At 32.7% G+C, this 24,119-nt stretch carries 26 protein-coding genes; 21 read left to right on the top strand and 5 right to left on the bottom strand.

All coding sequences use genetic code 11. The features are described 5' to 3' along the window. Positions 1-2 precede the first annotated feature (2 nt). Together DK508_RS15945 and DK508_RS15940 are read left to right on the top strand one after the other, a co-directional pair. Positions 3-1,142, top strand: a complete 1,140-nt coding sequence (locus tag DK508_RS15945; RefSeq protein ID WP_109301786.1) for a helix-turn-helix domain-containing protein — start codon at positions 3-5, stop codon at positions 1,140-1,142. Between the two features lie 88 nt (positions 1,143-1,230). Next, entirely contained in the window at positions 1,231-1,821 is a 591-nt protein-coding gene (locus DK508_RS15940) for a YceI family protein (protein WP_160114753.1), read from the top strand. A gap of 6 nt (positions 1,822-1,827) precedes the next feature. On the opposite strand, the gene DK508_RS15935 is transcribed toward DK508_RS15940, so the two are convergent. The 3 genes from DK508_RS15935 to DK508_RS15925 are packed head-to-tail and all read right to left on the bottom strand — an operon-like array spanning position 1,828 to position 3,979. Further along, a complete protein-coding gene (locus tag DK508_RS15935) occupies positions 1,828-2,406 on the bottom strand; it encodes a hypothetical protein (protein ID WP_109301784.1) in 579 nt (192 codons plus the stop codon). A gap of 33 nt (positions 2,407-2,439) precedes the next feature. Continuing rightward, a complete protein-coding gene (locus DK508_RS15930; RefSeq protein WP_200831879.1) occupies positions 2,440-2,946 on the bottom strand; it encodes a hypothetical protein in 507 nt (168 codons plus the stop codon). Then, a complete protein-coding gene (locus DK508_RS15925) occupies positions 2,939-3,979 on the bottom strand; it encodes an SMP-30/gluconolactonase/LRE family protein (protein ID WP_109301783.1) in 1,041 nt (346 codons plus the stop codon). Before DK508_RS15925 ends, DK508_RS15930 begins: the two co-directional genes overlap by 8 nt. 208 nt (positions 3,980-4,187) lie before the next feature. Here DK508_RS15925 and DK508_RS15920 point away from each other — a divergent pair, with 208 nt between their 5' ends. Beyond that, positions 4,188-5,228 (top strand): sensor histidine kinase, encoded by a 1,041-nt coding sequence (locus tag DK508_RS15920; RefSeq protein ID WP_235016421.1) that lies wholly within the window; start codon positions 4,188-4,190, stop codon positions 5,226-5,228. Continuing rightward, positions 5,218-5,925, top strand: coding sequence for a LytTR family DNA-binding domain-containing protein (locus tag DK508_RS15915; RefSeq protein ID WP_109301781.1), 708 nt, complete (start codon positions 5,218-5,220; stop codon positions 5,923-5,925). The genes DK508_RS15920 and DK508_RS15915 overlap by 11 nt, the downstream gene beginning before the upstream one ends. A 10-nt stretch (positions 5,926-5,935) precedes the next feature. Here DK508_RS15915 and DK508_RS15910 read toward each other — a convergent pair whose 3' ends face one another. Next, positions 5,936-7,327: a hypothetical protein gene (locus DK508_RS15910; protein ID WP_109301780.1), complete on the bottom strand. Its 1,392-nt coding sequence runs from the start codon at positions 7,325-7,327 to the stop codon at positions 5,936-5,938. Between the two features lie 90 nt (positions 7,328-7,417). Between DK508_RS15910 and DK508_RS15905 the strand changes: the two genes are divergently transcribed. The 3 genes from DK508_RS15905 (at position 7,418) to DK508_RS15895 (ending at position 8,872) form a co-directional block, all read left to right on the top strand. Next, positions 7,418-7,783 (top strand): VOC family protein, encoded by a 366-nt coding sequence (locus DK508_RS15905; RefSeq protein WP_235016420.1) that lies wholly within the window; start codon positions 7,418-7,420, stop codon positions 7,781-7,783. Positions 7,784-7,844: 61 nt separating this feature from the next. Continuing rightward, positions 7,845-8,510, top strand: coding sequence for a DUF2461 domain-containing protein (locus DK508_RS15900; RefSeq protein WP_160114752.1), 666 nt, complete (start codon positions 7,845-7,847; stop codon positions 8,508-8,510). Between the two features lie 2 nt (positions 8,511-8,512). Continuing rightward, positions 8,513-8,872, top strand: a complete 360-nt coding sequence (locus DK508_RS15895; RefSeq protein WP_109301777.1) for a TfoX/Sxy family protein — start codon at positions 8,513-8,515, stop codon at positions 8,870-8,872. A gap of 103 nt (positions 8,873-8,975) precedes the next feature. On the opposite strand, the gene DK508_RS15890 is transcribed toward DK508_RS15895, so the two are convergent. Next, positions 8,976-12,152 (bottom strand): T9SS type A sorting domain-containing protein, encoded by a 3,177-nt coding sequence (locus DK508_RS15890; protein ID WP_109301776.1) that lies wholly within the window; start codon positions 12,150-12,152, stop codon positions 8,976-8,978. Positions 12,153-12,505: 353 nt separating this feature from the next. Between DK508_RS15890 and DK508_RS15885 the strand changes: the two genes are divergently transcribed. The 14 genes from DK508_RS15885 (at position 12,506) to DK508_RS15850 (ending at position 24,107) form a co-directional block, all read left to right on the top strand. After that, a complete protein-coding gene (locus tag DK508_RS15885) occupies positions 12,506-13,723 on the top strand; it encodes an FtsX-like permease family protein (protein ID WP_109301775.1) in 1,218 nt (405 codons plus the stop codon). Next, a complete protein-coding gene (locus tag DK508_RS15880) occupies positions 13,720-14,388 on the top strand; it encodes an ABC transporter ATP-binding protein (protein WP_109301774.1) in 669 nt (222 codons plus the stop codon). The genes DK508_RS15885 and DK508_RS15880 overlap by 4 nt, the downstream gene beginning before the upstream one ends. Positions 14,389-14,415: 27 nt before the next feature. After that, complete coding sequence (locus DK508_RS15875; RefSeq protein ID WP_109301773.1) at positions 14,416-14,802, top strand: thiol-disulfide oxidoreductase DCC family protein; 387 nt, start codon at positions 14,416-14,418, stop codon at positions 14,800-14,802. A gap of 84 nt (positions 14,803-14,886) precedes the next feature. Beyond that, positions 14,887-16,506, top strand: coding sequence for a tetratricopeptide repeat protein (locus DK508_RS15870; protein WP_109301772.1), 1,620 nt, complete (start codon positions 14,887-14,889; stop codon positions 16,504-16,506). A 133-nt stretch (positions 16,507-16,639) separates the two neighbouring features. Continuing rightward, a complete protein-coding gene (locus DK508_RS21240; RefSeq protein ID WP_160114751.1) occupies positions 16,640-16,804 on the top strand; it encodes a hypothetical protein in 165 nt (54 codons plus the stop codon). A gap of 206 nt (positions 16,805-17,010) precedes the next feature. Beyond that, complete coding sequence (locus DK508_RS21235; RefSeq protein ID WP_160114750.1) at positions 17,011-17,163, top strand: hypothetical protein; 153 nt, start codon at positions 17,011-17,013, stop codon at positions 17,161-17,163. A gap of 172 nt (positions 17,164-17,335) precedes the next feature. Further along, positions 17,336-18,925 carry a helix-turn-helix domain-containing protein gene (locus DK508_RS15860; protein WP_160114749.1) on the top strand — a complete coding sequence of 530 codons (1,590 nt, stop codon included), beginning with the start codon at positions 17,336-17,338 and terminating at the stop codon, positions 18,923-18,925. Between the two features lie 94 nt (positions 18,926-19,019). After that, entirely contained in the window at positions 19,020-19,181 is a 162-nt protein-coding gene (locus tag DK508_RS21230; RefSeq protein WP_160114748.1) for a hypothetical protein, read from the top strand. 140 nt (positions 19,182-19,321) lie between these two features. After that, positions 19,322-21,055, top strand: a complete 1,734-nt coding sequence (locus DK508_RS15855; RefSeq protein WP_160114747.1) for a helix-turn-helix domain-containing protein — start codon at positions 19,322-19,324, stop codon at positions 21,053-21,055. A gap of 393 nt (positions 21,056-21,448) precedes the next feature. Then, on the top strand, positions 21,449-21,619 hold the full coding sequence (locus tag DK508_RS21225; RefSeq protein WP_160114746.1) for a hypothetical protein: 171 nt from the start codon (positions 21,449-21,451) through the stop codon (positions 21,617-21,619). A 200-nt stretch (positions 21,620-21,819) separates the two neighbouring features. Further along, positions 21,820-21,969 carry a hypothetical protein gene (locus DK508_RS21220; RefSeq protein WP_160114745.1) on the top strand — a complete coding sequence of 50 codons (150 nt, stop codon included), beginning with the start codon at positions 21,820-21,822 and terminating at the stop codon, positions 21,967-21,969. A 152-nt stretch (positions 21,970-22,121) separates the two neighbouring features. Next, entirely contained in the window at positions 22,122-22,271 is a 150-nt protein-coding gene (locus tag DK508_RS21215; RefSeq protein ID WP_160114744.1) for a hypothetical protein, read from the top strand. A 113-nt stretch (positions 22,272-22,384) separates the two neighbouring features. Then, positions 22,385-22,561, top strand: a complete 177-nt coding sequence (locus DK508_RS21210) for a hypothetical protein (protein ID WP_160114743.1) — start codon at positions 22,385-22,387, stop codon at positions 22,559-22,561. A 328-nt stretch (positions 22,562-22,889) separates the two neighbouring features. Beyond that, entirely contained in the window at positions 22,890-24,107 is a 1,218-nt protein-coding gene (locus tag DK508_RS15850; RefSeq protein ID WP_109301768.1) for a lanthionine synthetase C family protein, read from the top strand. Positions 24,108-24,119 lie beyond the last annotated feature (12 nt).

Genomic DNA, 24,119 nt, shown 5'->3' with positions numbered 1-24,119 from the left:
TTATGAATCTGGATATTTGGTCAATAGCAATACTCATTATTATTTTTCAAGGAGTATTCTTGCTATTAGTACTTTTAATATCCACTGAAAAAAGAACAAAACGAGGTAATATTTATCTCTTTTTTATAATCCTGGTCCTTATATGGTATTTGATAGAGTTTCTTTTAATAAGAAATACCGTTAATGTTAAATTGGGCATTTTTTATGGTACCCGTTATGGGTCTTGGTTTTTACTGGGGCCACTAACTTTGTATTACTTCTTATCTATTACCGATATTACATGGAAATGGAAAACTAAATCGCTAATTCATTTTTTGCCATTTATCCTCTTCGTGGTGATCATACCCTTGTGCAGTGATGATATTATTAATAAAAGACAGGTGGATTATGGTATGCTGTCGGTATTTGATCATAGAAAGAAAAGTATTAGTCTTCTCCAATACATGTACTCTTTCATATTTATCATTCAGTTTGTCCATTTAGGAGTATATCTATTTAAAAATATTAAGCGTATTAAAACATATACAGAAACTATTAAATCCGAGTATGCTACTGTAGATATTGGTATTAAATGGGCTAGAGTTTTTAATATGATTTTGATTATTGTACTTCTTTTTTCAATACTATTCTTATATATTTTACTAGTAACAGATATTTACAGAAGATATCTGGATTATATTTATGTTTTGCCTATTGGTTCTCTATTCTTCTTGATTAGCTATTCTCTCATGAATACTGATTGGAAATCAATAGATCAAAACATAGAGAAATATGCAAAAAGTTCACTTAAAACTGAAAATATAATAGCTTATGTTAAGCAGTTAAATCTTTTAATGGGTGATAAAAAAATATACCTTAATAATGAGATACGATTGCTGGATGTTGCCAAACAAATGGATATACCTAGTCATCATGTTTCTCAAATTATTAATGAGCATTTTAAAAGCTCATTTTTCGATTTCATTAATAAATATAGAGTAGAAGAGGCAAAAAATAGGATTGTAGAAAACCCAAAATATACACTGTTGCAAATTGCTTTCGATTCTGGATTTAATAATAAGACATCCTTTGTCAATGCGTTTAAAAAATTCGAAAATAAAACACCTTCTGCATTTCGTAAAGAACATACGGATATTTTATAATTACCTAAATCTGGCAATACTTATAAAGATTGTCGAATTCATCATTAAGTAGACCTATACTTGGCGTATAAATCAAAATTTAAAAATGATGAAAGTGAAATTTTTTATTCTTACCGTTTTATGTATAGCAGTTACTAACTTAAGCTTTAACCCTACAACAGATAATTATACACTAGATGTAGGGCACACCTATATTGGTTTTGATGTAGAACGTTTTTTGGTTGGCGAGGTGAGTGGGAGATTCAATACCTTTATTGGGGATGTATCTCTCTCTGGTAATGCTCCAGAAAGCATAACAGTAAATATTAAGATAAATACAAATAGTTTGGATACTAATAACCAAACCCGGGATGGTCATCTTAAAGGAGAAATGTGGTTAGATACAGCTGCTTATCCCGAAATTACTTTCGTCTCTAATACGGTAAAAAAAGTAAAACAAGGCTATGTGATGCAAGGTGATTTAACGATTAAAAACATAACCAAAACTATTGAGTTTCCTGTAGATATTTTAGGGCCATTTAATGATCCAACAAAAAAGATAGCTATAGGAATCAAAGCAGATTTGGTTATCGATCGATTTGATTACGGAATAGCATTTAATAAAAAAATGGATAACGGTTCTTTTTTTATTGGTAATGAAGTCAAAATCAAAATAAGGGCATTGGCATATAAGAATTAATGTTTGCTATTGTAAGATTATCTTTTTCCATTTGAAATGAGGTTGATCTTTAGATTTTTGCATTGGATTGGTCCATTGGCCCTCAAAATTAACTTCAAATAGGTCGGTCATTGTAGTTTGATCAATGATTTGCCAACGTTGTCGGTAGACTAAACTATCCCCGCCATTGCCAGCTTTCTTTTTTAAGAATGGGATGTTTTGACCCTTACTATAATTTACTGTCAAATCTCTAGAGATTAATTGATCTGTTATTGTCATGGTACCATACTCTGCCATTAGATCATTGGTTGCTGTATATGAAGAAGAAATGGTGAATTTTTCTTGCACTCCGTCCCATAAAATGAGACTGAAAAATTCTGGAGTGATTTTACCATTTCTTTTATTAGTACCAGTACAAATTACATATCTATTATTAGTTCCCCATTCAAATTTCATATACGCTTGACCTTTACCAAAATCAAGTGTCCAGGTGCCTATTAAAAAGCTTAGAGATTCATATGGGTCAATTGATTTATCTTCAGTGTTTTGACTGCATCCATGATAGGTATGACATAAAAATACAATTAGAATGGCAAGTGTTTTCATGTGTGCTATAGTGTTGTTTACGAACTACGTTTTTTAGTACAAAGCTATTTTAGTTTCTTTTGCACCTAGTGATACTAAAAAGTCATTTACTTCTTGTGCATCGTCGCCTCCTCGTTGTGCATGATGTAAAAGTGTAAACCCATGAGGCCCTATTGCGTGAAGCGATGCAGGAAATAGATCAAGCATAGGTTTTATAATGTCAATTCTTCCAAAAAGAGCGGCGGTAAATATATTGGCTTGCGCACCCTTTTCTATAAGATACTGGGCTAATTTTTTGTGACCAACATGACTAGCAGCTCCCAGAGCTGTCTCAAAATCACCATTTTTCCAATCATGAGCTGCATTTAATAGGGTGGGGTATTCCGCAAGGAGTTCTTTTACTTTGTCAAATTTTCCATGCCCCGCACTTACAAATTCGGCGACTACCTTTTTGTCTAATTGAGTCTCTTTTTGCTGTTTTTTAGAAAAAACTGAATGTGGTACAAGAGCAAAAGCACTTGTTGTTATGATACCGGTTTTAATAAATTGTGACCTATTCATAATGTTCGTTTTTTGATTGATGATGTTGTAATGGCAATTTAAGTATGCATACCTCGTATAATTTATCTGAAGAAAATAAAGAACCATCTTTATTGAAACTTCCAAATTGTGCGTTGGCTACATAATAGAATTTGTCCTTTATGATTTCTCCTGTAGTAGGATTATTCATCATTGGGTGATTTACTTCCAATGGTTTTGCACTTAGGATTTTAGAGCCTGTTTTGTTTAATTTAAATTGTTGCACTGTTTTGCTATCGGGTTGAATACCTATCAATGAGTTTTTGTAATAATATAACCCATCTATACTTTCTCGTTTGCTAATTTTTATATGTTCAGGAACTTCTAGAGCCAGTGTTTTTCGATTTTTAATATTATACACTGAAACGCCTTCGGCATGGGCGATAAATATTTGCGATTCATCACCAGAAAATGTTATTCCGTTAGGGTATTTTATAGTTGTTGATGAAAATACTTTTGTCAATTGGTCTTGTTCTTTAGGAATTGTATACAATGCGTGTTCAGAAAACATATGGGTAATATATGCATCTCCGTTTTTGTTGATTACAATATCATTGAAGAAATGTATTTCGCCAGGGATATCTAATATGTATTTGTTGATTAATTTACCTGTATTTAAATCAAATTTAAACACACCAGCTGGTCTACCTTCTTTATCATCTTTTAGAGTGTATCCTTCTAAGTTATCACCTCCAGAACTACATACCCAAAGATGTCTTCTTTTTGAGTCGATTTCCATTCCTATGATCATCCACAACCCTTCTTTTTTTGGAGTAATAAAAACCTTTTTAGATCCATCTTTTGATACCTTGATGATTTTTCCTTTTCTAGTACTTCCTATATAAAACTCATTTTTTAAGCTATCATAGGCAATGCTCTCCGGAAGAAGGTCTTTTTCTGGAATTGTAAATGCAATCGAACTATTGTTTAAAACACCTTTTTCTTCTTGAGAAATCATAATAGAACCAGAAAAAAGAAAAAATATTAATATAATACAGGAGTATCGGTGGCGCATGTTATATTTATTTTGAGTAGTGAAAGTACATTACTTTCTTTTAGAGAATTAAATTTTTATATCAGTTGTGGTAACTATTCTGTATACATGTGTTTTCTTTATGTCAATGGTTTTTTGTAACTGTTCACATAAATTCAGAGCAGTTAGACATAAAAAGGGATAGAATGGATGATTTTAATACTAGCTTTGTTTTTATTAGTATAGCATTTTGAGTATCAAACAAATTACATATCATATCTTGTTTTGGATTGTGGTCACAGGGTCATTTACAATCTCAGAATGGGGATATATGGATTCTTTTAAGGATGCTTTGGTGTATGAGTTGCTTTTTTTACCTTCTCGACTTATTGTGGTGTATATAAATTGGTTTGTACTTATTCCAAGGTTTTTGTACAAGAATAAATTGCTACAGTATTTTTTAATTTTGGTATTAATTTTATTAATAGTAGCAATTGGTCACAGGTATTTTATGTTGTATTGGGGATATCCTAATTTTTTTCCTCAATGGATGCAGGGCCAGAAAATCGAACCGCTACGTTTTGCCAAATTAATTCAGGCTGTACTTATTATTGTATCTCCTGTAGCATTTACTACAGGTTTTAAATTGTTCATGGATTGGTACAGGCAACGAAGAGAAACCGAAGTACTAATCCAAGAAAAAACAAGTGCAGAATTGAAGTTTTTAAGATCTCAAACTAATCCTCATTTTCTATTCAATACATTAAACAGTATTTATGGACTCGCACTAGAAAAATCTGAAAAAACACCAAGCCTCATTTTAAAGTTATCTGATATTTTGAGCTATACGCTTTATGAATCGAATACCAATGAGGTGCCATTAACAAAAGAGCTAAAGCTCATAGAAAATATAATTGCTTTAGAGAAGGAGCGCTATGAAAAAAGAGTAGAGATTGAGTATGTAGTAAAAGGGGATATCGAAAGCGTAAAAATACCACCTTTGATTCTAGTGCCGTTTATTGAGAATGCCTTTAAACATGGTCTTAAAAATGAGGTTAAAAAGGGGTGGATTAAAGTCACCATCAATGTATCTAAAGAAGAGTTGTTTTTTACTACACAGAACAGTATCTCTAAAAAAGAAGATGAAAATAGTAATGGGGGCTTAGGTCTTCAGAACATTTGTCGTAGACTAGATTTATTATATGGCAAGCGTAAAAATTTAGAAATTAACAAAACAGAAGATGCTTTTATTGTTAACTTAACTATTAAATTACTTCAAGATGAAGCTTAAATGTCTAATAGTTGATGACGAACCTATCGCACAAAATATTGTGAAAGGGTTTATTGAAGACACACCTGATCTAGAAGTTTTTGAGATATGTGATAATGCAATGGAAGCGCTTAAAGTCCTGCAAGAAAATCCAATTGATATCTTGTTTTTGGATATTGAAATGCCAAAAATTAGTGGTTTAAGTTTTTTAAAAACCCTAAGTAACCCACCGGCTACAATTATTACAACTGCGTATAGAGAGTTTGCCCTAGAAGGGTATGAGTTGGATGTAGTTGATTACTTATTAAAACCTTTTTCATTCGAACGATTTTTGAAGGCAGTAAATAAGGTGAGTCGTACAAATGAGCCCCATGTTTTGGAAACCAAAGTATGTAAAAAAACATACGAATATTTTAAGGTTGACCGTAAGAATATTAGAATAGATTATATAGATATCATATATATTGAAGGACTAAGTAATTATGTAAAGATTCATCTGTATGACAAGCATTTTGTGGTATACCATAAACTTATAGATTTACAGAATTTGCTTCCTACAGATCAATTTGCCCGTATTCATAAATCATATATTGTAGCCTTTGATAAAATCAAGGCATATGGTAATGATTATGTAGAGGTTTCTAATAAACAACTTTCAATAGGAAATACGTATAAAGAAGGTTTTCTTTCTATGCTTTCTAGAAGACAAAAAGGATAACTATTTACTATTAATGCTTTCTATTTATCCATTCATTAAAATCAATGTACCCTAAAACTTGATCGGGGATAGGGTGTGCCATGAGTTGCTCTTTTAAGCCATCAAAAGCAATTCTTTTCTCAGATAGCGAATAGGTTACCGTTTTGGATAAAAATTTCAAAAGCATCTTTTCATAGGAATCTATGTTTTTTTGCTTTTTTAAATATTTTTTCATGGTATCAATTAGATATCTTAATGTAAAACCATTACCCAATTCGTAATGTACCAATAGGTTTAACCAATGCGTATAAATAATCAAATCCTTTCTGTCCTTTTTGTGTTGATGATTTAAAATATCATTTATCCATCGCAGTGCTTTTTTGTTATCTTTTTTTAGGAAATAAATGACTGCAAACTGAAAGTTGAAAGATAATTTGTAATTACCAGGAACCAATATTTTATGAAGATTAATGAATTCCAAAATCTCCTCGACAACCTCGTGAGTAGTATGTAGCTCTTTAAGGTTCCTGTGTATCTCTAATTCTATATTGTATAACCTTAGTTTTTCTTTGATTAGTGATGCAGAAACGGTATCAATTTTTTGTGCTCGTTGTTTGATTAATAAAATTCTAACAAAAGCCTCTTTGTACTGTTTTTTAAAAACTAAGAACCCTAAGAGATTATTGCATACCGAAAAATACATAGCAAAAAACTCTTTAAGTAATTCTGGCTGTTGTTCCCACTCTTTTATAAGTTCTTCTAAGCTTCGTTTCGCTTTATTATGATCCTTAGAGATTAATAATTTTCTATATTTATGTAGAGTTTTCAAGGTTTTATTTTGTAACGAAACACTTTTTTTGTGTGAAAGAGAGAATTGCCCGGGATCTATGTTGGCTAAGAGTAGATCAATGTATTCATTCGTAGCCTTAAGCGTATTTTTTTGATTTTGAATAATGCTTTTTAAAGCCTCAAAATCTTGTGGATATAAAGCCTGATGCACTTTTCTTTTCCAATCTTGGATATGAAATAAGAGGGTGTCTTGTTGAAAGTTCGTTGCTTTTTTTTCGGCCCTCTTCAGTTCGCTTTCGCAAATTGCGTATTGACCTTTGTGAAATAGAATTTCAACATTACGAATAATGTCAGTAAGCTCGGCATTCTTCGAAATTTTAGAATGATAGTTTCGTAAGGATTGAAGAATACGGTGTTTTAAATAGTTTTTTATGGTAGTTAATTGATTAACGAAGGCTTTGTCTTTAAAAAATAATTTAATTTCGGATTCATTATATGTTTTTTGTGCTTCGATGGCATCAAATAAATGAAGATACTCTGCGGATTCACTTCCTTGTACACTGAGTTTAAAATAACGTTTTTCACTTTTGGATAACGACTTGATTAAATAAAAGAGCTCTTCATTTTTTTTCATTTTAGAATCCTATGTTTTTTCAAAAATATAATTTTTTTGATTAATGCTATAAAGTATCTTTGAGTAATTATAAATCAAAAAACAAAAAATATGATGTCAAGTGCAATTAGTTGGTTTGAGATACCAAGTACAAACTTTGAAAGAGCAGTGCAGTTTTATAATGATCTTTTAGAGGCAGAATTACAACCTATGGAACTAGATTTTAAAATGGCTTTCTTTCCTTATAAGGATGGAGGTGTAGGAGGTTGCGTTACTCATGGTAATGGAAACAAACCATCCCAAGAAGGTACGTTTGCATATTTAAACGGAGGTGAAGATCTGTCTGTGCCTTTGGCCAGAGTAGAAAAGGCAGGGGGTACTATTATCATGCCCAAAACCTCATTAGGTGAAAATGGTTTTATGGCCATATTTTTGGATACTGAAGGTAATCGTGTGGCTTTTCACTCAATGAAATAGTAATTTATATTTGTTAGGTTTGATAATGCACTATTGTCAAACCTTTTTTAATCATATTGATATGCAATATTTTACAAAGGACTTTATTGGTTTTTTTAAAGAGTTGGCAAAGAATAATAATAAAGATTGGTTTCATCAAAACAAGAAAAGATATGAAACGAGTGTAAAGGAGCCATTCACATATTTTGTAGACGCACTTATTACCAAAATACAAAAGTATGATTCTGACTTGAAAATTGAACCTAAGGATTGTATACTACGTATACATAGAGATATTAGATTCTCTAAGGATAAGTCACCTTATAATTTACATTATACTGCCTTTGTTTCCAAAGCAGGAAAAAAAGATAAAAGCATCCCAGGAATATTTATAAGATGCGCGCCTGATATGATTGGCATTATGGGGGGATGCTTTGGACCTACAAAAGAACAATTATTGAAGATTAGAACAAGCATCAGAAATGATCCAAAAGAATTTAAAAGATTGATTGAAAATAAAGATTTTGTTCAAAGGTTTGGGGAAATTAGAGGAGAGGCCATGAAAAGAATTCCTAAAGAATGGAAAGAAGCTTGCGAAAAAGAACCGCTAATTGCTCATAAACAATTCTATTTTGTTGGTGAAGAAGGTTCGAGTTTGATCACTAGTACTACTTTGATGAATGAAATGATGAAGTATTGGAAAGCAATGCAACCCGTAAACGAATATTTAACCAAAGTGATTCAATAAGTATGGCATATAATGAGTTTATCGCGGATAGAATTCGTCAGATTTTTAAGGAAAAAAGAGCTAAATTTTATGAGAAAAAAATGATGGGCGGACTTTGTTTTATGGTAGATAATAAAATGTGTTGTGGTATTCACTTCGATAAAAAGAAAGAGATGGATCTACTCATGGCCCGGATTGGCGTACATGCTGTAGATGAGGCTATGAAGAAAGAAGGATGTCTCCCAATGGACTTTACAGGTAGACCTATGAAAGGTTATGTTTTTGTAACACCCGATGGTTTTGATCTGGATAAAGATCTTGAGTATTGGATACAGTTATGCTTAACTTTTAATCCTTTGGCAAAAAGTAGCAAAAAGAAATAGAAATTGCTTCTTGATAAGATATTACAGATAGCGACTGTTAAAAATTAAGAAACCTTCTAATGATTAAAAACAGAAGGTTTCTTAATATTTTTTTGATAGATATTTAATTTCGCATAATCTTCTTTATAGTATGGCCATTATTGGTTTCAATCCTCATAAAATAAAGCCCAGACTTAAGTATAGAAATATCAAAAGTAGTATCTGATGTCACAAATACTTTTCTTCCGTAGTCATTAAATATGATAATCCGCTTTACTAAAGGAAGTGTAACTGTTATCATCCCATCAGTTGGGTTAGGGTATAACTTAACCGTAGATAAATTATCATTATTGATATTGTCAACAGTAGTACACAGCGACCTATTTGTGCAATCATTTAACGTAACATCTACCGCATACAAACCATTTTCTGTAGGCGTAAAAGTTGAATCTGTTGCTCCGTTAATAGATGCGCCAGAATCACAATTTATCCATTGATATGTAGCTCCTGCAATACTATTTGCGGTAAGAGTTGGTGAATTATTTGTTATTGCAATATTAGGCAATGCAGATATTGTAATGGTTACCGTACTACTATCTGGACAAACCCCAGAGGTGGTGTATGTAATTACATATTCTCCCGCAGAAGATTGTAATAGGTCAATTACACCAGAGTTTTGGTCAATACTTACCCCTGTGGTGCTAGAGAATATCCCGCCTGTCGTACCCGTAATGGTTGGCGTAGGATTATTATCATTACTACAATATGAAGTGGCATCATAATTAAAATTAGGATCATCTACCGTAACAATAGTAACATCTACATTACTGCTATCTGGGCAGATTCCTGCAGTGGTATACGTTATTACGTATGGCCCGGGTGTGCTATTTGCGATATCAATAGTACCTGTTGCCGGATCAATACTTAATCCAATAGTACTAGAAAATGTTCCTCCTACAGTTCCTATAATGGTTGGCGAAGGATTATTATCATTGCTACAATATGAAGTGGCATTATAATTAAAATTAGGATCATCTACCGTAACAATAGTAACATCTACGTTACTGCTATCTGGGCAAATTCCTGTGGTGGTATAGGTTACTGTGTATGATCCAGGTGTACTATTTGTGATATCAATAGTGCCAGTTGCTGGATCAATACTTAATCCCGTAGTACTAGAGAATGTTCCTCCTACAGTTCCAGTAATAGTTGGTGTAGGGTTGGTGTCACTCGTACAATACGAAGTTGCATCGTAGTTAAAGTTTGGATCGTCTACCATAACAATGGTAACTGGTATATCACTACTATCTGGGCAGATTCCTGCAGTGGTATACGTTACTACGTATGGTCCTGGTGTACTATTTGTGATATCAATAGTACCAGTTGCCGGATCAATACTTAACCCTGTAGTGCTAGAGAATGTACCGCCCGTAGTTCCTGTAATGGTTGGAGTTGGATTGATATCACTAGTACAATACGAAGTTGCATTGTAGTTAAAACTTGGATTGTCTACCATAATAATAGTAACTGGTATATCGCTACTATCTGGGCAGATTCCCGCTGTGGTATATGTTACTACGTATGGTCCTGGTGTACTATTGGTGATATCAATGGTTCCGCTTGCTGGATCAATACTTAACCCTGTGGTGCTAGAGAATGTTCCGCCCGTAGTTCCTGTAATTGTTGGAGTTGGATTGGTATCACTAGTACAATACGAAGTGGCATTGTAGTTAAAGTTTGGATCATCTGTTACAACAATAGTTACAGACGTATCAGTGCTATTTGGGCAAGTTCCGGCGGTAGTGTATGTTATAGTATATGGCCCTGGTGTACTATTAGCAATATCAATATTTCCTGTAGTAGGATTAATACTTAATCCTGCTGTACTAGAGAATGTACCTCCTGTTAATCCTGTAATTGTAGGAGCGGGATCAGAATCACCAGTACAATATATGGCGTTATCATAATTAAAAGAAGGGTCATCCAATTCATTTACCGGTATGGTAATGGTCATACACGTAGCGACTGTTTCATCTATACAGGTTATGTCGCCATCTTCTCCTCTTATGTAATACGTTGTACCCGGTGCAGCTGGAGTGACTTCAAAAGTACCGGTATTTGTGTCGATAGTGCCAAGTAAATTACCGCCACAAGAATCCGTATAAATAGACCATGTTGAGGCGATATTAAGATTGCCAGAAATGGTTATTGTAGAGGTTTCTCCAACACATGTTACAGGTGTAAATGATATCGTAGGTGTATCAGGTAATACACAAACAGGAACTTGACTAAACCAAGCAAATCTTGCTACATTAAAACTACCTAAAATAGCATCTTTTAGTCCATCGCCATTAACATCTCCAAAATCTATAGTTGGGAAACTACCTATCTCTCCTACAGTTAATTCTCCATTAAATAATTGCTGAGGTGAGGATGCAAAGTCAGGATTGGTAATGGTACCCACGTTTTCGATCCATCGTACAAATCCCCCATCGATCATAAAAAACATATCAAAATCTCCGTCTTTATCAAAATCTTCAAAAACAGGGATTGGTACATCCATATTAGTATATGCATCTTCATTATCCCAAGGGCTATCGACTTCTGATTGGAGTTCGAAAACTGGATTTTCTCTATCACCAATATTTTTATAATAGGTTAATTTGTCACCACCTAGAGCTACTAGGTCAAGATCTGTGTCATTATCGAGATCCACAAAACCCAAACCGGGAAATTCTGAAACTTCTTGATTATTAAGCCCTGGTAGTCCATCAGGAATATATTCGAATACAGGAGTTTCTGGTGTTCCTATATTTCTATAAAATAGAATATCATTATTACGATCACCTTCATAATCATAATCCGTACCTATTAACAAATCTAGATCATCATCATCGTCGATATCTACTAATTGTGGCCTGTTTTGATTTCTTGATGTTAGATCTCTATCAATCCATATAGTATCTAAAGTAGGGATTGAAGCTGCTACCCAATTAGGGGCAGTTACAGTACCAGTGTTTTCAAAAAAATGCACTGTACCTCCTTGACTTCCTGATATAAAATCAAGATCATCATCACCATCTAGATCTCCTAATACAGCAGATCTAAGACGACCTAAGGTGATAGGGGTACTAGGTAAAGCAGCAACATCTAATCCTGCGGGTTCTGGCCCTGGCCCTGTAGATGTGCCATCGGGATTGTTAAGAAGCCGCCCTCCTTTAAACTCCCAGCTAATATGGCTTGCCTGAGCAGAAATTAATTGGCTTCCCAAAAGAAAAAATAATAGTAATAGTTTTTTCATAACTATAAGGTTTTAAAACGTAATTTCTTATTAATAAATCAATACATCACACTCATTGATATACTGCTATACATAACAGTATACCCTAGCGAAAAGGTACATAGATGGGGTATCGGCAGAGACGGTTAAATTTCTCTAATGTGGTTTTAAGAGTGTATTCTGAATTATTAAAAGGGGGAAGGACAATTAATATAAAATTAATTGAGTGCAAAATTAATGATTTGATTGTTCTTTAGCAAGATAAATTTCAACATAATCTATAGTGGTATAGAACAAATGGCTAAATTAGTCCATTAGAGGGGGAGTTCATCTTATTTCTGTAATCCAACATCGATTTTCTCGACCTATGACATATGTCAAAATCTATTTTCAATAAAACTAACGTATTTATTGCATTGCAATACTTATCTGCCAGGAAAAAGCAAAGTTTTCTGGCAACATTAGGTGTGATGTTGGGCGTTACTACGTTTATTGTTATGATTAATTTTATGACTGGGGTTAATGATTTTTTGGATGATGCTGTTTTTAACGGAAGTCCTGATATCATTATTAAACCCGAACAAAAAACAACTTCTGCAAAGAAAACTTTTGGAACTAGAATACTAAGTTTGAAAAACATAGAGGAGCTGGATATTTTTTTAAGGAATCAAGAGAATATTCAAGCCTTTGCCCATCAAGTGATTTCTCCTGCGATTTTGGTAAGTGATACCCAGCAATTACCTGGGAGTATCAATGGTGTTTTTCCTAGTGAGGAAAATTTAATGGTAGAAATTGAAAGAAGATTGATCCAAGGTAAAGGGTTTCAAAGTCTTGACAATGAAAACGCAATTGTACTAGGAGTTAGTTTGGCCAAAAGACTTCAGGTTTCGGTTGGTGATGAATTAAAAATGATTCTTCCCAATGGAAAAAGTCGACAACTACAGGTAGCAGGTATTTTTAGTTTTGGGATTACCACAATTGATAATGTTCGTACGTATTTTTCTGCTAAGACTTTACAAAAATTATTAGGGCAGGATAATGCTGTTACAGCAGTACATATCAAATTAAAGGATCGAGATAATGTAGATATTAAAACCAGGATATCTCAAAATTTTAAAGATACGATCGTCGAAGACTGGAAAGACAGTAATAAGACTATTGTGATTGGCAATAAGGTACGTGATATTCTTACTTGGTCGGTCTCTTTTGCATTGCTTTTGGTTGCAGGGTTTGGAATTTATAATATCCTAAATATTACTGTAATTCAGAAAAGAAAAGATATAGCTGTACTAAAAACAATAGGATACTCAAGCAAGGATATTGTATTTATATTCTTGATACAATCCATGATTATTGGCTTAATAGGAGCGTTCTTTGGAGTAGTTCTGGGATACGTTCTTAGCTATATGATTTCTATTACTCCCCTAGACACATCAGATTTTATTATTGTAGATACATACCCCATTAATTTCAAAGTAATTTATTATTTATTAGGATTTTCTTTCGGATTGTTGACTACTATTTTGGCGGGTTATTTCCCGTCTAAGAAAGCGAGTAAGGTAGATCCGGTAACCATTATCAGAGGCATATGATACTACAAGCTCAAGAGATTAATAAGTTTTTTAAAGACCCCGAAAGGCATCAGGTGCTACATAAGGTTTCTTTAGAGGTCAAAAAAGGAGAGTTGCTTTCAATTTATGGCGAGTCGGGAAGTGGTAAATCTACGCTACTCTATATTTTATCTACTCTAGATACCGATTTTAAGGGTTCTTTGCATATTAAAGACCAAGATATAAAGACATTATCACCCTTGGCACTCACGGATTTTAGAAATCAATATATAGGATTTGTGTACCAATTTCATTATTTGCTACCCGAGTTTAATGTGTTGCAAAATATAATGTTACCGGCAATGAAATTTGCTCAAAAAAGCAACGAAGAAATAAAACACGATGCCCTATTGTTATTAGAAGATGTAGGTATGAAAGAGTTTGCCAAACGACCATCTTATAAATTATCAGGAGGCCAACAACAGCGTGTTGCTATTGCCAGGGCTTTGATTAATGACCCAGCATTAATTATAGCCGATGAACCTACAGGTAATCTGGATCAAAAAAATACAGATATCGTATTTGATTTGTTAAAAGAAATTACCGAAGAAAAAGGTAAAACTGTGGTGATTGCTACCCACAATTCTAAGATTTATAAAAATTCTCACCGTACTCTTGAAATGATTGATGGTTCTATGCGACTATAAGAGCATAACAATTTAAAAACCAATCTAATGGAATCTCTAATCAATAAAAGTATAATTATATTTGACGGCGAATGTAATTTGTGTAATGGTGTAGTAGGATGGTTATTAAAATTTGCTCCCGAAGAGATTTTTCAATTTATTCCTTTTCAATCTCCTCAAGGTCAAGAGTTATTAAAAAAATATAATTACCCTCTTGAGCGATTAGAAACCGTAATTTTAATCGATGAAAACGGTCCATATACACATTCTGATGGATTTTTAAAGATTGTTTCCAAAATCCCAAGATGGAAACTAGCCGCAGCATTGCTGGCCTTTGTACCCAGAATGATTCGCGATTCAATATACAATCTGGCCTCTCGTAACCGCCTTAAATGGTTTGGGCAATCAAAAAGCTGTACGATTAATTTTAGATAGTTATATCGAGCTAATGTACAGATGATCAAGATCTAAATTTAAAAGTAATTCTTACTTTTGAATGATCACACAATATGCATTAGAATGATTTTTTATATCAAACGGTTTTTGGCGGCTAAACCTGTGGTTTACTTTTTATTTTTTTTAAATCTATCTGTTACTGGTTTTGCACAAAATACGCTAGAAACTGCAAAACAATATATCCAACAAGGAAAATCATTGTATAATGCAGATCATTATGATCAAAGTATCGAATATTTTGATAAAGCTCTTGCCATTGCCAAAACATTAAAAAATGATTCTCTCTTAACAGGGGCGCTTATCAGAAAAGGCCATTCTTTTTTATTAGGAGGAAAAAATCAAAAAGCCTTAGATGCATATTATGATGCCTTGGCTATTACCCAAAAAACAAAAAATATAGATCAAGAAATTCGTGCAAATTCGGGTCTTATGTTGGTGTTAAAACAGATGAATCAATTAGACAAGGCGTATGAGATTACATTGCATGTACTTAGGTCTATAGATAAAACATCTTTTAAGGGTACAGTTACTCATGTAAATATTTTAACCACTATTAGTGATATATATCTTACTCGAGAGTTATATGATGAGGTATTATCGTTTGCCGAAAAAGGAATTGAGATTAGCAAATCACTAGATTATAAAGATGGTTTAATTGATTTCTATATCAAAAAAGGAATGATCTTTTATTATCAAAAAAAATATGATCAGTCATTTAGTTATTTGCGCGATGCACAGCAAATTTTGAATCGGTATACTACCACGAATGAGTTTTTTCCTAGAATAAATATTAACTATTTTTTGGCCGGCTGCTATTATGAGCAAGGAGCTTATGATCATGCAATAGACCAATTACTCAAGACCATTAATGCGCTAGAAGAAAAAGATAAGATCAAACCCTTGGTCATACAGTCTTATTTATTACTGGCTAATTGTTATGGTGAGCAAAAGGATTTTGAACAAGCGCTATACTGGAATAATGAGTATTTACAAATGCATAAAGATTTTCAGAAAGATAGAGACGCAATTGTAAATACCATATATCAAAAGGAAGAAGAAAAACTGGAACAAAAAATAAATGCGCTTACTCATGAAAAAGAAGCGAGCGACCGAAACAAAAAATGGATTGTTGGATTACTGTTGTTACTTTCTTTGGTATTAGGATTCGTTATTTTTAAATATGTGCAAAAACAGAAAAACAATAAGGTTGTATTTATTGACTTGATAAAGAAAGCAAGTGAAATTGAAGCGGGTGATGTCAATAATTTAGTTAAAAAGGAAGCATCAAAAGAAATCGTAATTGATGATAAAAAGGTTCAAGAAATTCTTAAACGATTAAACAAATTAGAAGATCAAGAATACTATTTACGCTCTGATTGTACTTTACGCCAACTTGCCAAAAAAATTAAAAGCAATCATACCTATTTATCCAAAGTTATCCATAAACATAAGGGCAAAAACTTTACAGATTATATAAATGATTTACGGATTGATTATGTAGTAAAACGCTTAAAACAAGATAAAAAATTCAGATCTTTTTCGATCACTTCTATTGCCAAAGAAATTGGATATAAAAGCGATTATTCTTTCACAAAACATTTTAAAACCAAAACTGGACTAAACCCTTCCTATTATATCAAGAATATAGAAAAACATGAGAAAGGCTTGAAAAACACGGTTTAACAGTACCCCAAATTGTACAAATTAGTGTATTTACGTTTTTAGTGTGTAGATCAAAAAATTACATTAGATAACCAAAATATGAGTTTTTATAGCGTCATGTTTTGGAAAAAACGTCTAACTAATTTATCAATATATGAAACAACACACATCTCAAAAATTTGGTATTAAAAAACTTACAATAGCTAAGATTAATACGGCTTCATTACATAAAATAAAAGGAGGAACTAGTAAACCGCCGCTTGATGAACCAACAGTTAATGATGATATAGGAGATACCATTTGTTACATGGTACATTAATCGTTTAAATTATAATATAAACCCTGCAATATGACAGGGTTTTTTTATACCTCTATTTTGTTCTATCTAGTGTAATACCATTTTTAAGTTTTTTGTTTCCTATATATCTTGTGATCATAATACCGGTATATAAATCGTCTACAAAAAGACTAGAGGGCTACACCGAAAACCTTAACAACAGAGTAGGTATACAAAACTTAAAAATTATGCTTAAAAACATTTTAAACACAGAAGGAGTAATAACTTTAAATACAAATGAAAAACAATCTATAAAAGCTGGAGTGTATTATGGTGATAGATGTCTAAGTTTATGTGCGGGTAGCTGTCATGGTGGACGTTGTTTCGAAATGATACACTAGTCTTTTTTCCCCTATATATAAACTATCATACTGTATAGTTTAATAAAATTCCTCAAGGAGCTTTCTTGAGGAATTTTTTGTTGATTTTAACCTAAGATTCATTTTTAAAAAAGTATGCTTACTTTTGGATAATTACTCTTACTGTACTGGGATGACTCTTTTGATCAAAAAAATGCTATATATAAGTTTGCTTATGATGGTGGTGGGGATACAATACGCCCCAGCACAAGAAAGCAAACGTGACAAAATTGAAGAATACATAGTTAAGGGAAAAAAACTGTATTATGAAGAGAAGTATGAAAAAAGCATTGAGTACTTTAATAAAACTATCAAAATCGCAAGAAAATTACAGGATTCGTCTCTAATTAGTATTCTTACAACCAGTATAGGACATGCTTATGTAATGAATGATCAAAATCAAAAAGCATTAGATGCATATTATACGAGTTTGGAACTTGCAAAAAGTACTAATAATGTTGGAGAAGAAATGAATGCAAATTCTGGACTAGTACTGGTTTATAAAAAAACAAAGCAGTATGAAAAAGCCTTGCAGGTTTCTCGGCAGATGTTGAAATCTATCAATAATTCTACTTTTAGAGATACTAAATATCATGTTAACATTATTGCTACGGGAAGCGAGGTGTATTTGGATACCGAGAAGTATGATTCGGTGTTACATTATGTAGAGCAAGGGATTGCAATAAGTAAATCTTTGGATTATAAAGAAGGATTGGTAGATTTATATATCAAAAAAGGAATGGTATTTTATCATCAAGAGCAATATGAAGAAGCATTAACATATTTATTTAAAGCCGAAGAATTACTACAGCAACATGAGATCAAAAATAAATTTTACCCCACAGTTAATAGTGCCTATTTTGTAGCTAGTTGTTATTATAAACAAAGCTTATATGATCGAGCTATAGAACGGTTGCTGGGTAATATTGATGCTGCCGACCAAGATGATCTATTTAAATTACCGGTATTACAATCACATTTGTTATTGGCTAATTGTTATGCCGAAAAAGAGGAGTATAAAAATGCACTGTATTGGAACAATGCTTATGCACAATTAAATGAAGCATTTCATAATCGAAAAGATAAAACTGTAGATAAAATATACCAAAACGAAGCCCAAGTGCTAGAAGAGGGTATTGCCCAATTACAACAACAGCAGGCACAAAGTGAACGTATTAAAGCCTATGCGTATGGTATAGCTATTTTCCTATTCGCGCTATTGCTGTTAGGAGTGTTTGTGTATGTTAAAAAACAAAGAGCAAATGCTAAAACTTTTAATCAATTAATTACTAAAATTGATATTCTTGAAGCTAAAGAAAAAGAAATGCAAACGAAGGATTCTAATACAAGAGAGATTGTTATTGATGATGATAAGGTAGCTCATGTAATTAAAGGGTTGACAAAGTTAGAATCCCAAGAGTTTTATTTGCGATCAGATTGTAACCTACGATCGGTGGCTAAAAAAGTGAAAACCAATGCTACCTATTTATCTAAGATTATCAATATGCACGAGCAAAAAAACTTTAATGAGTATATTAATGATTTACGCATAGACTACGCTCTAAAACGATTGAAGAATGATAGAAAGTTTAGATCATTTTCTATCAAATCTATTGCGACCGAGATTGGCTACAAAAGTGATTATTCATTTGCTAAACACTTTAAATCAAAAACAGGCTTAAATCCCTCATATTATATCAAAAATATCGAAAAGCATGAAAAAACGTTAGAGAGTATGATATAATCCCCATTTTAAACAAAATAGGGTGGTGAAATTATTATGAGTACATTAAAAAAATTATATTAACCAAAGGATTACAAATTAAAACTCAATACAAATGGACACATCAAACAAAATTGGCTTAAAAAAACTTACTATCGCCAAAATCAATACCCAATGGATGAATGCTGTAAAAGGAGGGAGTAGTCTTCCGTCGAACATTACTGACGATTTGCCGACTGTGAAAAGACACGGAGAACCTTGCCAACAATGGCATTAATACCATATTAAAAAACAAAAAAAACCTGCAACATTGCAGGTTTTTTTATGTCTTTTATTTTTTACAAAGGTGTTGGTATCTCTTTATGGGTTAAAAAATGAAATCATTACTTTTGGATGCTCACCACACATCTTGATTACATGATTATCCAGTACACGTTTTTGCCTTCTCGAGTTTATATCGTACTTGCTACATTGTTGTTGTGTATGATAGGATATGCGCAAGAGACTCAATTAGTGATTCCAGATAGTATAGCTCAACTCTCATCAAAACAATTGGTTCATACATTAAAAACGACCAAGCCAATAGATAGTAAAATCTATGAAGAGGCATTGATTCAAAAAACAAAACAGGGTCAAGTTTTGGCTACATATTATTTCGATATTGGCTTGTTCTCTTATACCCAAGAGAATTTTGTAAAGGCAGTGTATTATTTAAGAAAAGCAATATTTCTTTTAAAAGAAACCGAGGATGATGAGCTTTTATGCACGGCATATTTAAAATTGGGTAATTCTTATTTAAAAGATTGGAAAAACCAGCAAGCTCTAGATGCCTATTATACAGCACTCGAGATTATTGATAGAAATGGTCATAAGGAAGATGCAATACGAGCCAACTCTGGCATTATTATGATTCGTAGGCGAATGAAGCAATTAGATAAGGCGCTAGAGGTGTGTAAGTATACACTAAGGTTAACCGAAAATTCTACCTTTAAAAATCAAAAAAATCACGTGAATATGCTCACGATTCTCAATGAGATTTTTTTGACGCGTAAACAATACGACTCTGTATTGCATTACACAGACATTGGTATTTTTATGAGTGAACCGATATCTTATCATATAGGAACTATTGATTTGTATACCAAAAAGGGTACAGCATATCTCGAAAAAAAGGATGTGCCAAGGGCTTTTGAAAATTTGAGAATAGCCCAATCTCTTTTGGAAAATAATAAGGTCACCGAAAAAAAATCCATACTTAACTTAAATTATTTCTTAGCTAGATGTTATTACGAACAAGAGGAGTATACACAGGCAATTTCTTATTTAGAAAAAACAAAAGCAGTAATTGATCAAAAAGATGCAAGAAATGAAAGGGTGTTGGATATTTATAAACTATTGGCAAAATGTAATAACAAATTAGGTAATAAGGAAGAAAGTGCATTTTGGTTTCAGAAGTTTACCGAGTTACAAACTCGTTTTCTCGAAGAAAGAGATCAAACATTCAACAAAATGTACAATAAAGATACTCAAGAATTGGGGGATGCGATTAAAGCATTAGAGACCCAACAAGAACGTGATGCCAGATTAAAAAAATACGGTATAGTATTTTTAATAGCATTATTGCTGGCTTTTGTTGTTGTTGGAGGTGTTTATTATCGCAAACAGCAAACGAACAAAAGTCGATTTGAGAAGTTGATTCAAAAAATATCAGAACTTGAATCCCAGGGTATAACCAATACCCATACGACCAAAGAAATAACCAAAGAAGTTGTTATTGATGATGAAAAAATTGATAAAGTTCTTAAAGGATTAGGCCGATTAGAGGATCAGGAATATTTTTTGAATTTGGATTGTAACCTAAGAAATATGGCCAAAAAAGTAAAAACCAATGCTACGTATTTGTCCAAAATAATCAATACTTATAAAGAGAAGAGTTTTAATGATTATATCAATGATTTGCGTATCGAGTATGTATTAAAACGATTAAAAAACGATCGAAAATTTAGATCTTTTTCGATATCATCTATTGCTTCAGAAATTGGATACAAAAGTGATAATTCGTTTACCAAACATTTTAAAGCTAAAACGGGCCTTAATCCATCGTATTATATTAAAAATATAGAGAAATTAGAGCAGCAATCTGTAAGTTGAAAACACATAAGTTTGATTTGAATCTGAGTTTGATTTAAGAAAATTTACGTCAGTCAGAGTGATTTTCGATAGAAAATTGTATCGAAGACGAGTAAGTTTTTGAATTAGAATCCTGACATCTTTCGATACACTCAAGATGACTTTTTTCGTTTCACGTTTACCTCACTTAATACATGTTTTTCTGAACTTTATAGAATAGTCAAAGAGCAAGAATCTATGGATTTAAGGTGAAAAAACATCTGAATGTAGCATGGGTTAATATCTATATTTACAGATACCGCAATTTGTTTAAAATGCGGTTTACTCTTTATGATATAAGGGTAATTAAAAGTAACTTCATCATGCATAGGATTAGATATGTGTAAAAGGGAATAAACATTAAAACTTTTAATTATGAAAAAACAAGTGAACAACATCATCAACTTAAAAAAGCTAACAATAGCAAGAATTAACCCAGGTATGATGTGTAAAATACAAGGAGGAGAATGCAATCCAACAGACGAAGATATGGGTACACATGAAAGTTTTTGCATGGGGTGCGGTCCTACCACCAATAGATATTAAAAAGTAGTTTTTTGAGCCTTGTAAAAACAAGGCTTTTTTTATATCCGCATTTTATTCAAAATGCGGATTTCTTGTTTTTAATCCCCTCGAATCCTCCATACATTGAGATCACAATCATTGCGTTATATGTCGCAAAATTATTAATAAGGGGAAACCGAAAACCTTACAATAGAGTAGGTATATCATAAAATAATAATCTCATGAAAAAAACGTCAAAAAAATTAAAACTCAAAAAAGTGCAAATCACCAACTTAGAAATGAAAACCGTAAAAGGAGGAGGATGTGGCCCAACACATATGTGTAATTCTGTTCCAGAACATATGGGTGGTATTGGTTGTCATATGTTTTAAGATATATATTGGATCCTAACGGGTTTACACCGATTTAGGAGTTTTTTACAGAACATAATACTATTGAGGAGTACACTCTCATACATCAAATTTTATAAAGGGGAAACCGAAAACCTTGTAATAGAGTAGGTATATTATAAAATAATAATCTCATGAAAAAAACGCAAAAGAAACTAGAACTCAAAAAAGTGCAAATCACCAAACTAGAAATGAATACTGTAAAAGGAGGATATGGTCCCACAGAACTTATGTGTAATTCTGTTTCGCCGGGAGCGGGAGGTATTGGTTGCCATATGAAATAAATGAACACAACTTTTTTGTGTTATTCATAACATATTGATGAGATCACTCATCATATAAGGAATACTGAAAAACATAAAGAGTAAGTAATTCAATTTAAAAACAATATAAAACTATGTTATCTAAAATTTTAAACTTAAAAGACGTTCAGGAGCTGAACAAAAAACAACAAGTAAGTATTAATGGTGGTACAATACTGTATCCCATTGGTTGTAGTAGACGTAGAGACTGTTTTGAGGTTACCGGTGAGTTTGGTTGGGCCTGTATAAACAGGATTTGTGTTGCGTTGTAATGTATTTCTAAATTATAAGTGAATTTGAAAAAGCGCTGCAATTGCAGTGCTTTTTTTATATGTTTTATAGATATGTTATGAAACGTTAGTGCCTAACTCTGGAACATACGTTATATGGTATCAGATTTCTCTATTCTATTTTTTTATCGATGCTTTGGGCTTATGCACGTTATTTTGCTGGCAAAACTTTCAATAAGTTGATCTAAAAAAGAAAAACCATATAGATATCACACTTTTTTCTCGAATTTCGTGAAGTTTTATTTTTCATTTAACAGATTGTCCTTTACATTGCTGTCACAAACACAGATCAAAACTTAGAAGTAATTTTATGAACACTAAAAAAGTACTCGAGAATAAACTCCACGAAATATATAATACGCTAAAAACATACGATACCCAAGAACAAAATATAGGCGTGCTCGCAGGTCTTTCTGGGGTTTCCTTATTTCAGTTTCATTATGCCAGATTCATGGGGTTGGATGAGCCGGCCGATATAGGAGCCGAGATCATTTCCGAAGTTGTAGAACATATAAATAATGGTTATACATTTCCTACTTTTTGTTCGGGTATTGCGGGTGCGGGATGGGTGTTAGCATTTCTTGATCAAGAAGAGTTTATTGAGATTGATAGCGATGATCTGTTGACCGATTTGGATGTTTTTTTATTCGAAGCCATGAAAAATGATATCGAACGCGAGTATTATGATTTTTTGCATGGTGCCCTAGGGTATGGATATTATTTCTTGAAACGATATGAAGGTACAAAATCTCAAGAGCTTAAAAATAAATACAAAGCGTATATTATCACGTTATTAGAAGCATTACAAAAATCTTCGAGAATTGATGCCAATGGTAATACTTGGTGGGAGTTTGATTTAAATGTAGAAGAAGGGACCAGAGGTGGTAATTTAAGCCTGTCGCATGGGATATCTAGTATTATTAATTTTTTAAGTAGACTATATCCACATGAAGATTTTAAAACACAATTAGGAACTATGCTTGATGGTGCTATAGCATATGTATTAAGTCATAAAAAAGAGGATCATCAACAAACTGCACTATACCCAAGTTGGGTTTATGAAGGCATGCCCAAAGATATAAACTCTAGATTGGCATGGTGTTATGGCGATTTGGGAATAGGGATTTCATTATGGCGAGCAGGCCAAGTATTAAACAATTCAAATTATACCGAAGAAGCCTTGGAGATGATGAAACACTCTACCAAAAGAAAAGATATAAAAGAAGCGGGAGTTGTAGATACTGGTCATTGTCATGGTGCAGCAGGAATTGCCAATATATATCGTTTTATGTTTCAAGAAACTCAGGACAAGGTTTTTGAAGACGCGGCAGGATATTGGTTGGATCAATTACTAAAAATGGCAATTCACGAAAACGGAGATGCAGGGTTCATGCAATGGAAAGGAGATACCAAAGAGTATCAAAAAGAATCCAATTTGCTCGAGGGAATTGCAGGGATCGGATTAACTATCATTTCTTTTTTGGCTACATTTGAGACAAAATGGGACGAATGTTTGCTAATCAATTAAAAACTACTGCAC

This window comes from Aquimarina sp. AU474 (genome assembly GCF_900312815.1).
GTDB lineage: Bacteria > Bacteroidota > Bacteroidia > Flavobacteriales > Flavobacteriaceae > Aquimarina.
The sequence above is the reverse complement of the archived record's forward strand: the minus strand, read 5'-3'. Positions and strand labels throughout refer to the sequence as shown.

Coding starts and splice junctions, on each gene's coding strand:
- DK508_RS21240 (WP_160114751.1), top strand. CDS start 16,640: ATGAAACAACACACATCTCAAAAATTTGGTATTAAAAAACTTACAATA.
- DK508_RS15915 (WP_109301781.1), top strand. CDS start 5,218: ATGAAGCTTAAATGTCTAATAGTTGATGACGAACCTATCGCACAAAAT.
- DK508_RS21230 (WP_160114748.1), top strand. CDS start 19,020: ATGGACACATCAAACAAAATTGGCTTAAAAAAACTTACTATCGCCAAA.
- DK508_RS15905 (WP_235016420.1), top strand. CDS start 7,418: ATGATGTCAAGTGCAATTAGTTGGTTTGAGATACCAAGTACAAACTTT.
- DK508_RS15880 (WP_109301774.1), top strand. CDS start 13,720: ATGATACTACAAGCTCAAGAGATTAATAAGTTTTTTAAAGACCCCGAA.
- DK508_RS15910 (WP_109301780.1), bottom strand. CDS start 7,327: ATGAAAAAAAATGAAGAGCTCTTTTATTTAATCAAGTCGTTATCCAAA.
- DK508_RS21220 (WP_160114745.1), top strand. CDS start 21,820: ATGAAAAAAACGTCAAAAAAATTAAAACTCAAAAAAGTGCAAATCACC.
- DK508_RS15940 (WP_160114753.1), top strand. CDS start 1,231: ATGAAAGTGAAATTTTTTATTCTTACCGTTTTATGTATAGCAGTTACT.
- DK508_RS15900 (WP_160114752.1), top strand. CDS start 7,845: ATGCAATATTTTACAAAGGACTTTATTGGTTTTTTTAAAGAGTTGGCA.
- DK508_RS21210 (WP_160114743.1), top strand. CDS start 22,385: ATGTTATCTAAAATTTTAAACTTAAAAGACGTTCAGGAGCTGAACAAA.
- DK508_RS15935 (WP_109301784.1), bottom strand. CDS start 2,406: ATGAAAACACTTGCCATTCTAATTGTATTTTTATGTCATACCTATCAT.
- DK508_RS15860 (WP_160114749.1), top strand. CDS start 17,336: ATGCTATATATAAGTTTGCTTATGATGGTGGTGGGGATACAATACGCC.
- DK508_RS15885 (WP_109301775.1), top strand. CDS start 12,506: ATGTCAAAATCTATTTTCAATAAAACTAACGTATTTATTGCATTGCAA.
- DK508_RS21235 (WP_160114750.1), top strand. CDS start 17,011: ATGCTTAAAAACATTTTAAACACAGAAGGAGTAATAACTTTAAATACA.
- DK508_RS15925 (WP_109301783.1), bottom strand. CDS start 3,979: ATGCGCCACCGATACTCCTGTATTATATTAATATTTTTTCTTTTTTCT.
- DK508_RS15870 (WP_109301772.1), top strand. CDS start 14,887: ATGATTTTTTATATCAAACGGTTTTTGGCGGCTAAACCTGTGGTTTAC.
- DK508_RS21225 (WP_160114746.1), top strand. CDS start 21,449: ATGAAAAAACAAGTGAACAACATCATCAACTTAAAAAAGCTAACAATA.
- DK508_RS15945 (WP_109301786.1), top strand. CDS start 3: ATGAATCTGGATATTTGGTCAATAGCAATACTCATTATTATTTTTCAA.
- DK508_RS15855 (WP_160114747.1), top strand. CDS start 19,322: ATGATTATCCAGTACACGTTTTTGCCTTCTCGAGTTTATATCGTACTT.
- DK508_RS15875 (WP_109301773.1), top strand. CDS start 14,416: ATGGAATCTCTAATCAATAAAAGTATAATTATATTTGACGGCGAATGT.
- DK508_RS15930 (WP_200831879.1), bottom strand. CDS start 2,946: ATGAATAGGTCACAATTTATTAAAACCGGTATCATAACAACAAGTGCT.
- DK508_RS21215 (WP_160114744.1), top strand. CDS start 22,122: ATGAAAAAAACGCAAAAGAAACTAGAACTCAAAAAAGTGCAAATCACC.
- DK508_RS15890 (WP_109301776.1), bottom strand. CDS start 12,152: ATGAAAAAACTATTACTATTATTTTTTCTTTTGGGAAGCCAATTAATT.
- DK508_RS15850 (WP_109301768.1), top strand. CDS start 22,890: ATGAACACTAAAAAAGTACTCGAGAATAAACTCCACGAAATATATAAT.
- DK508_RS15895 (WP_109301777.1), top strand. CDS start 8,513: ATGGCATATAATGAGTTTATCGCGGATAGAATTCGTCAGATTTTTAAG.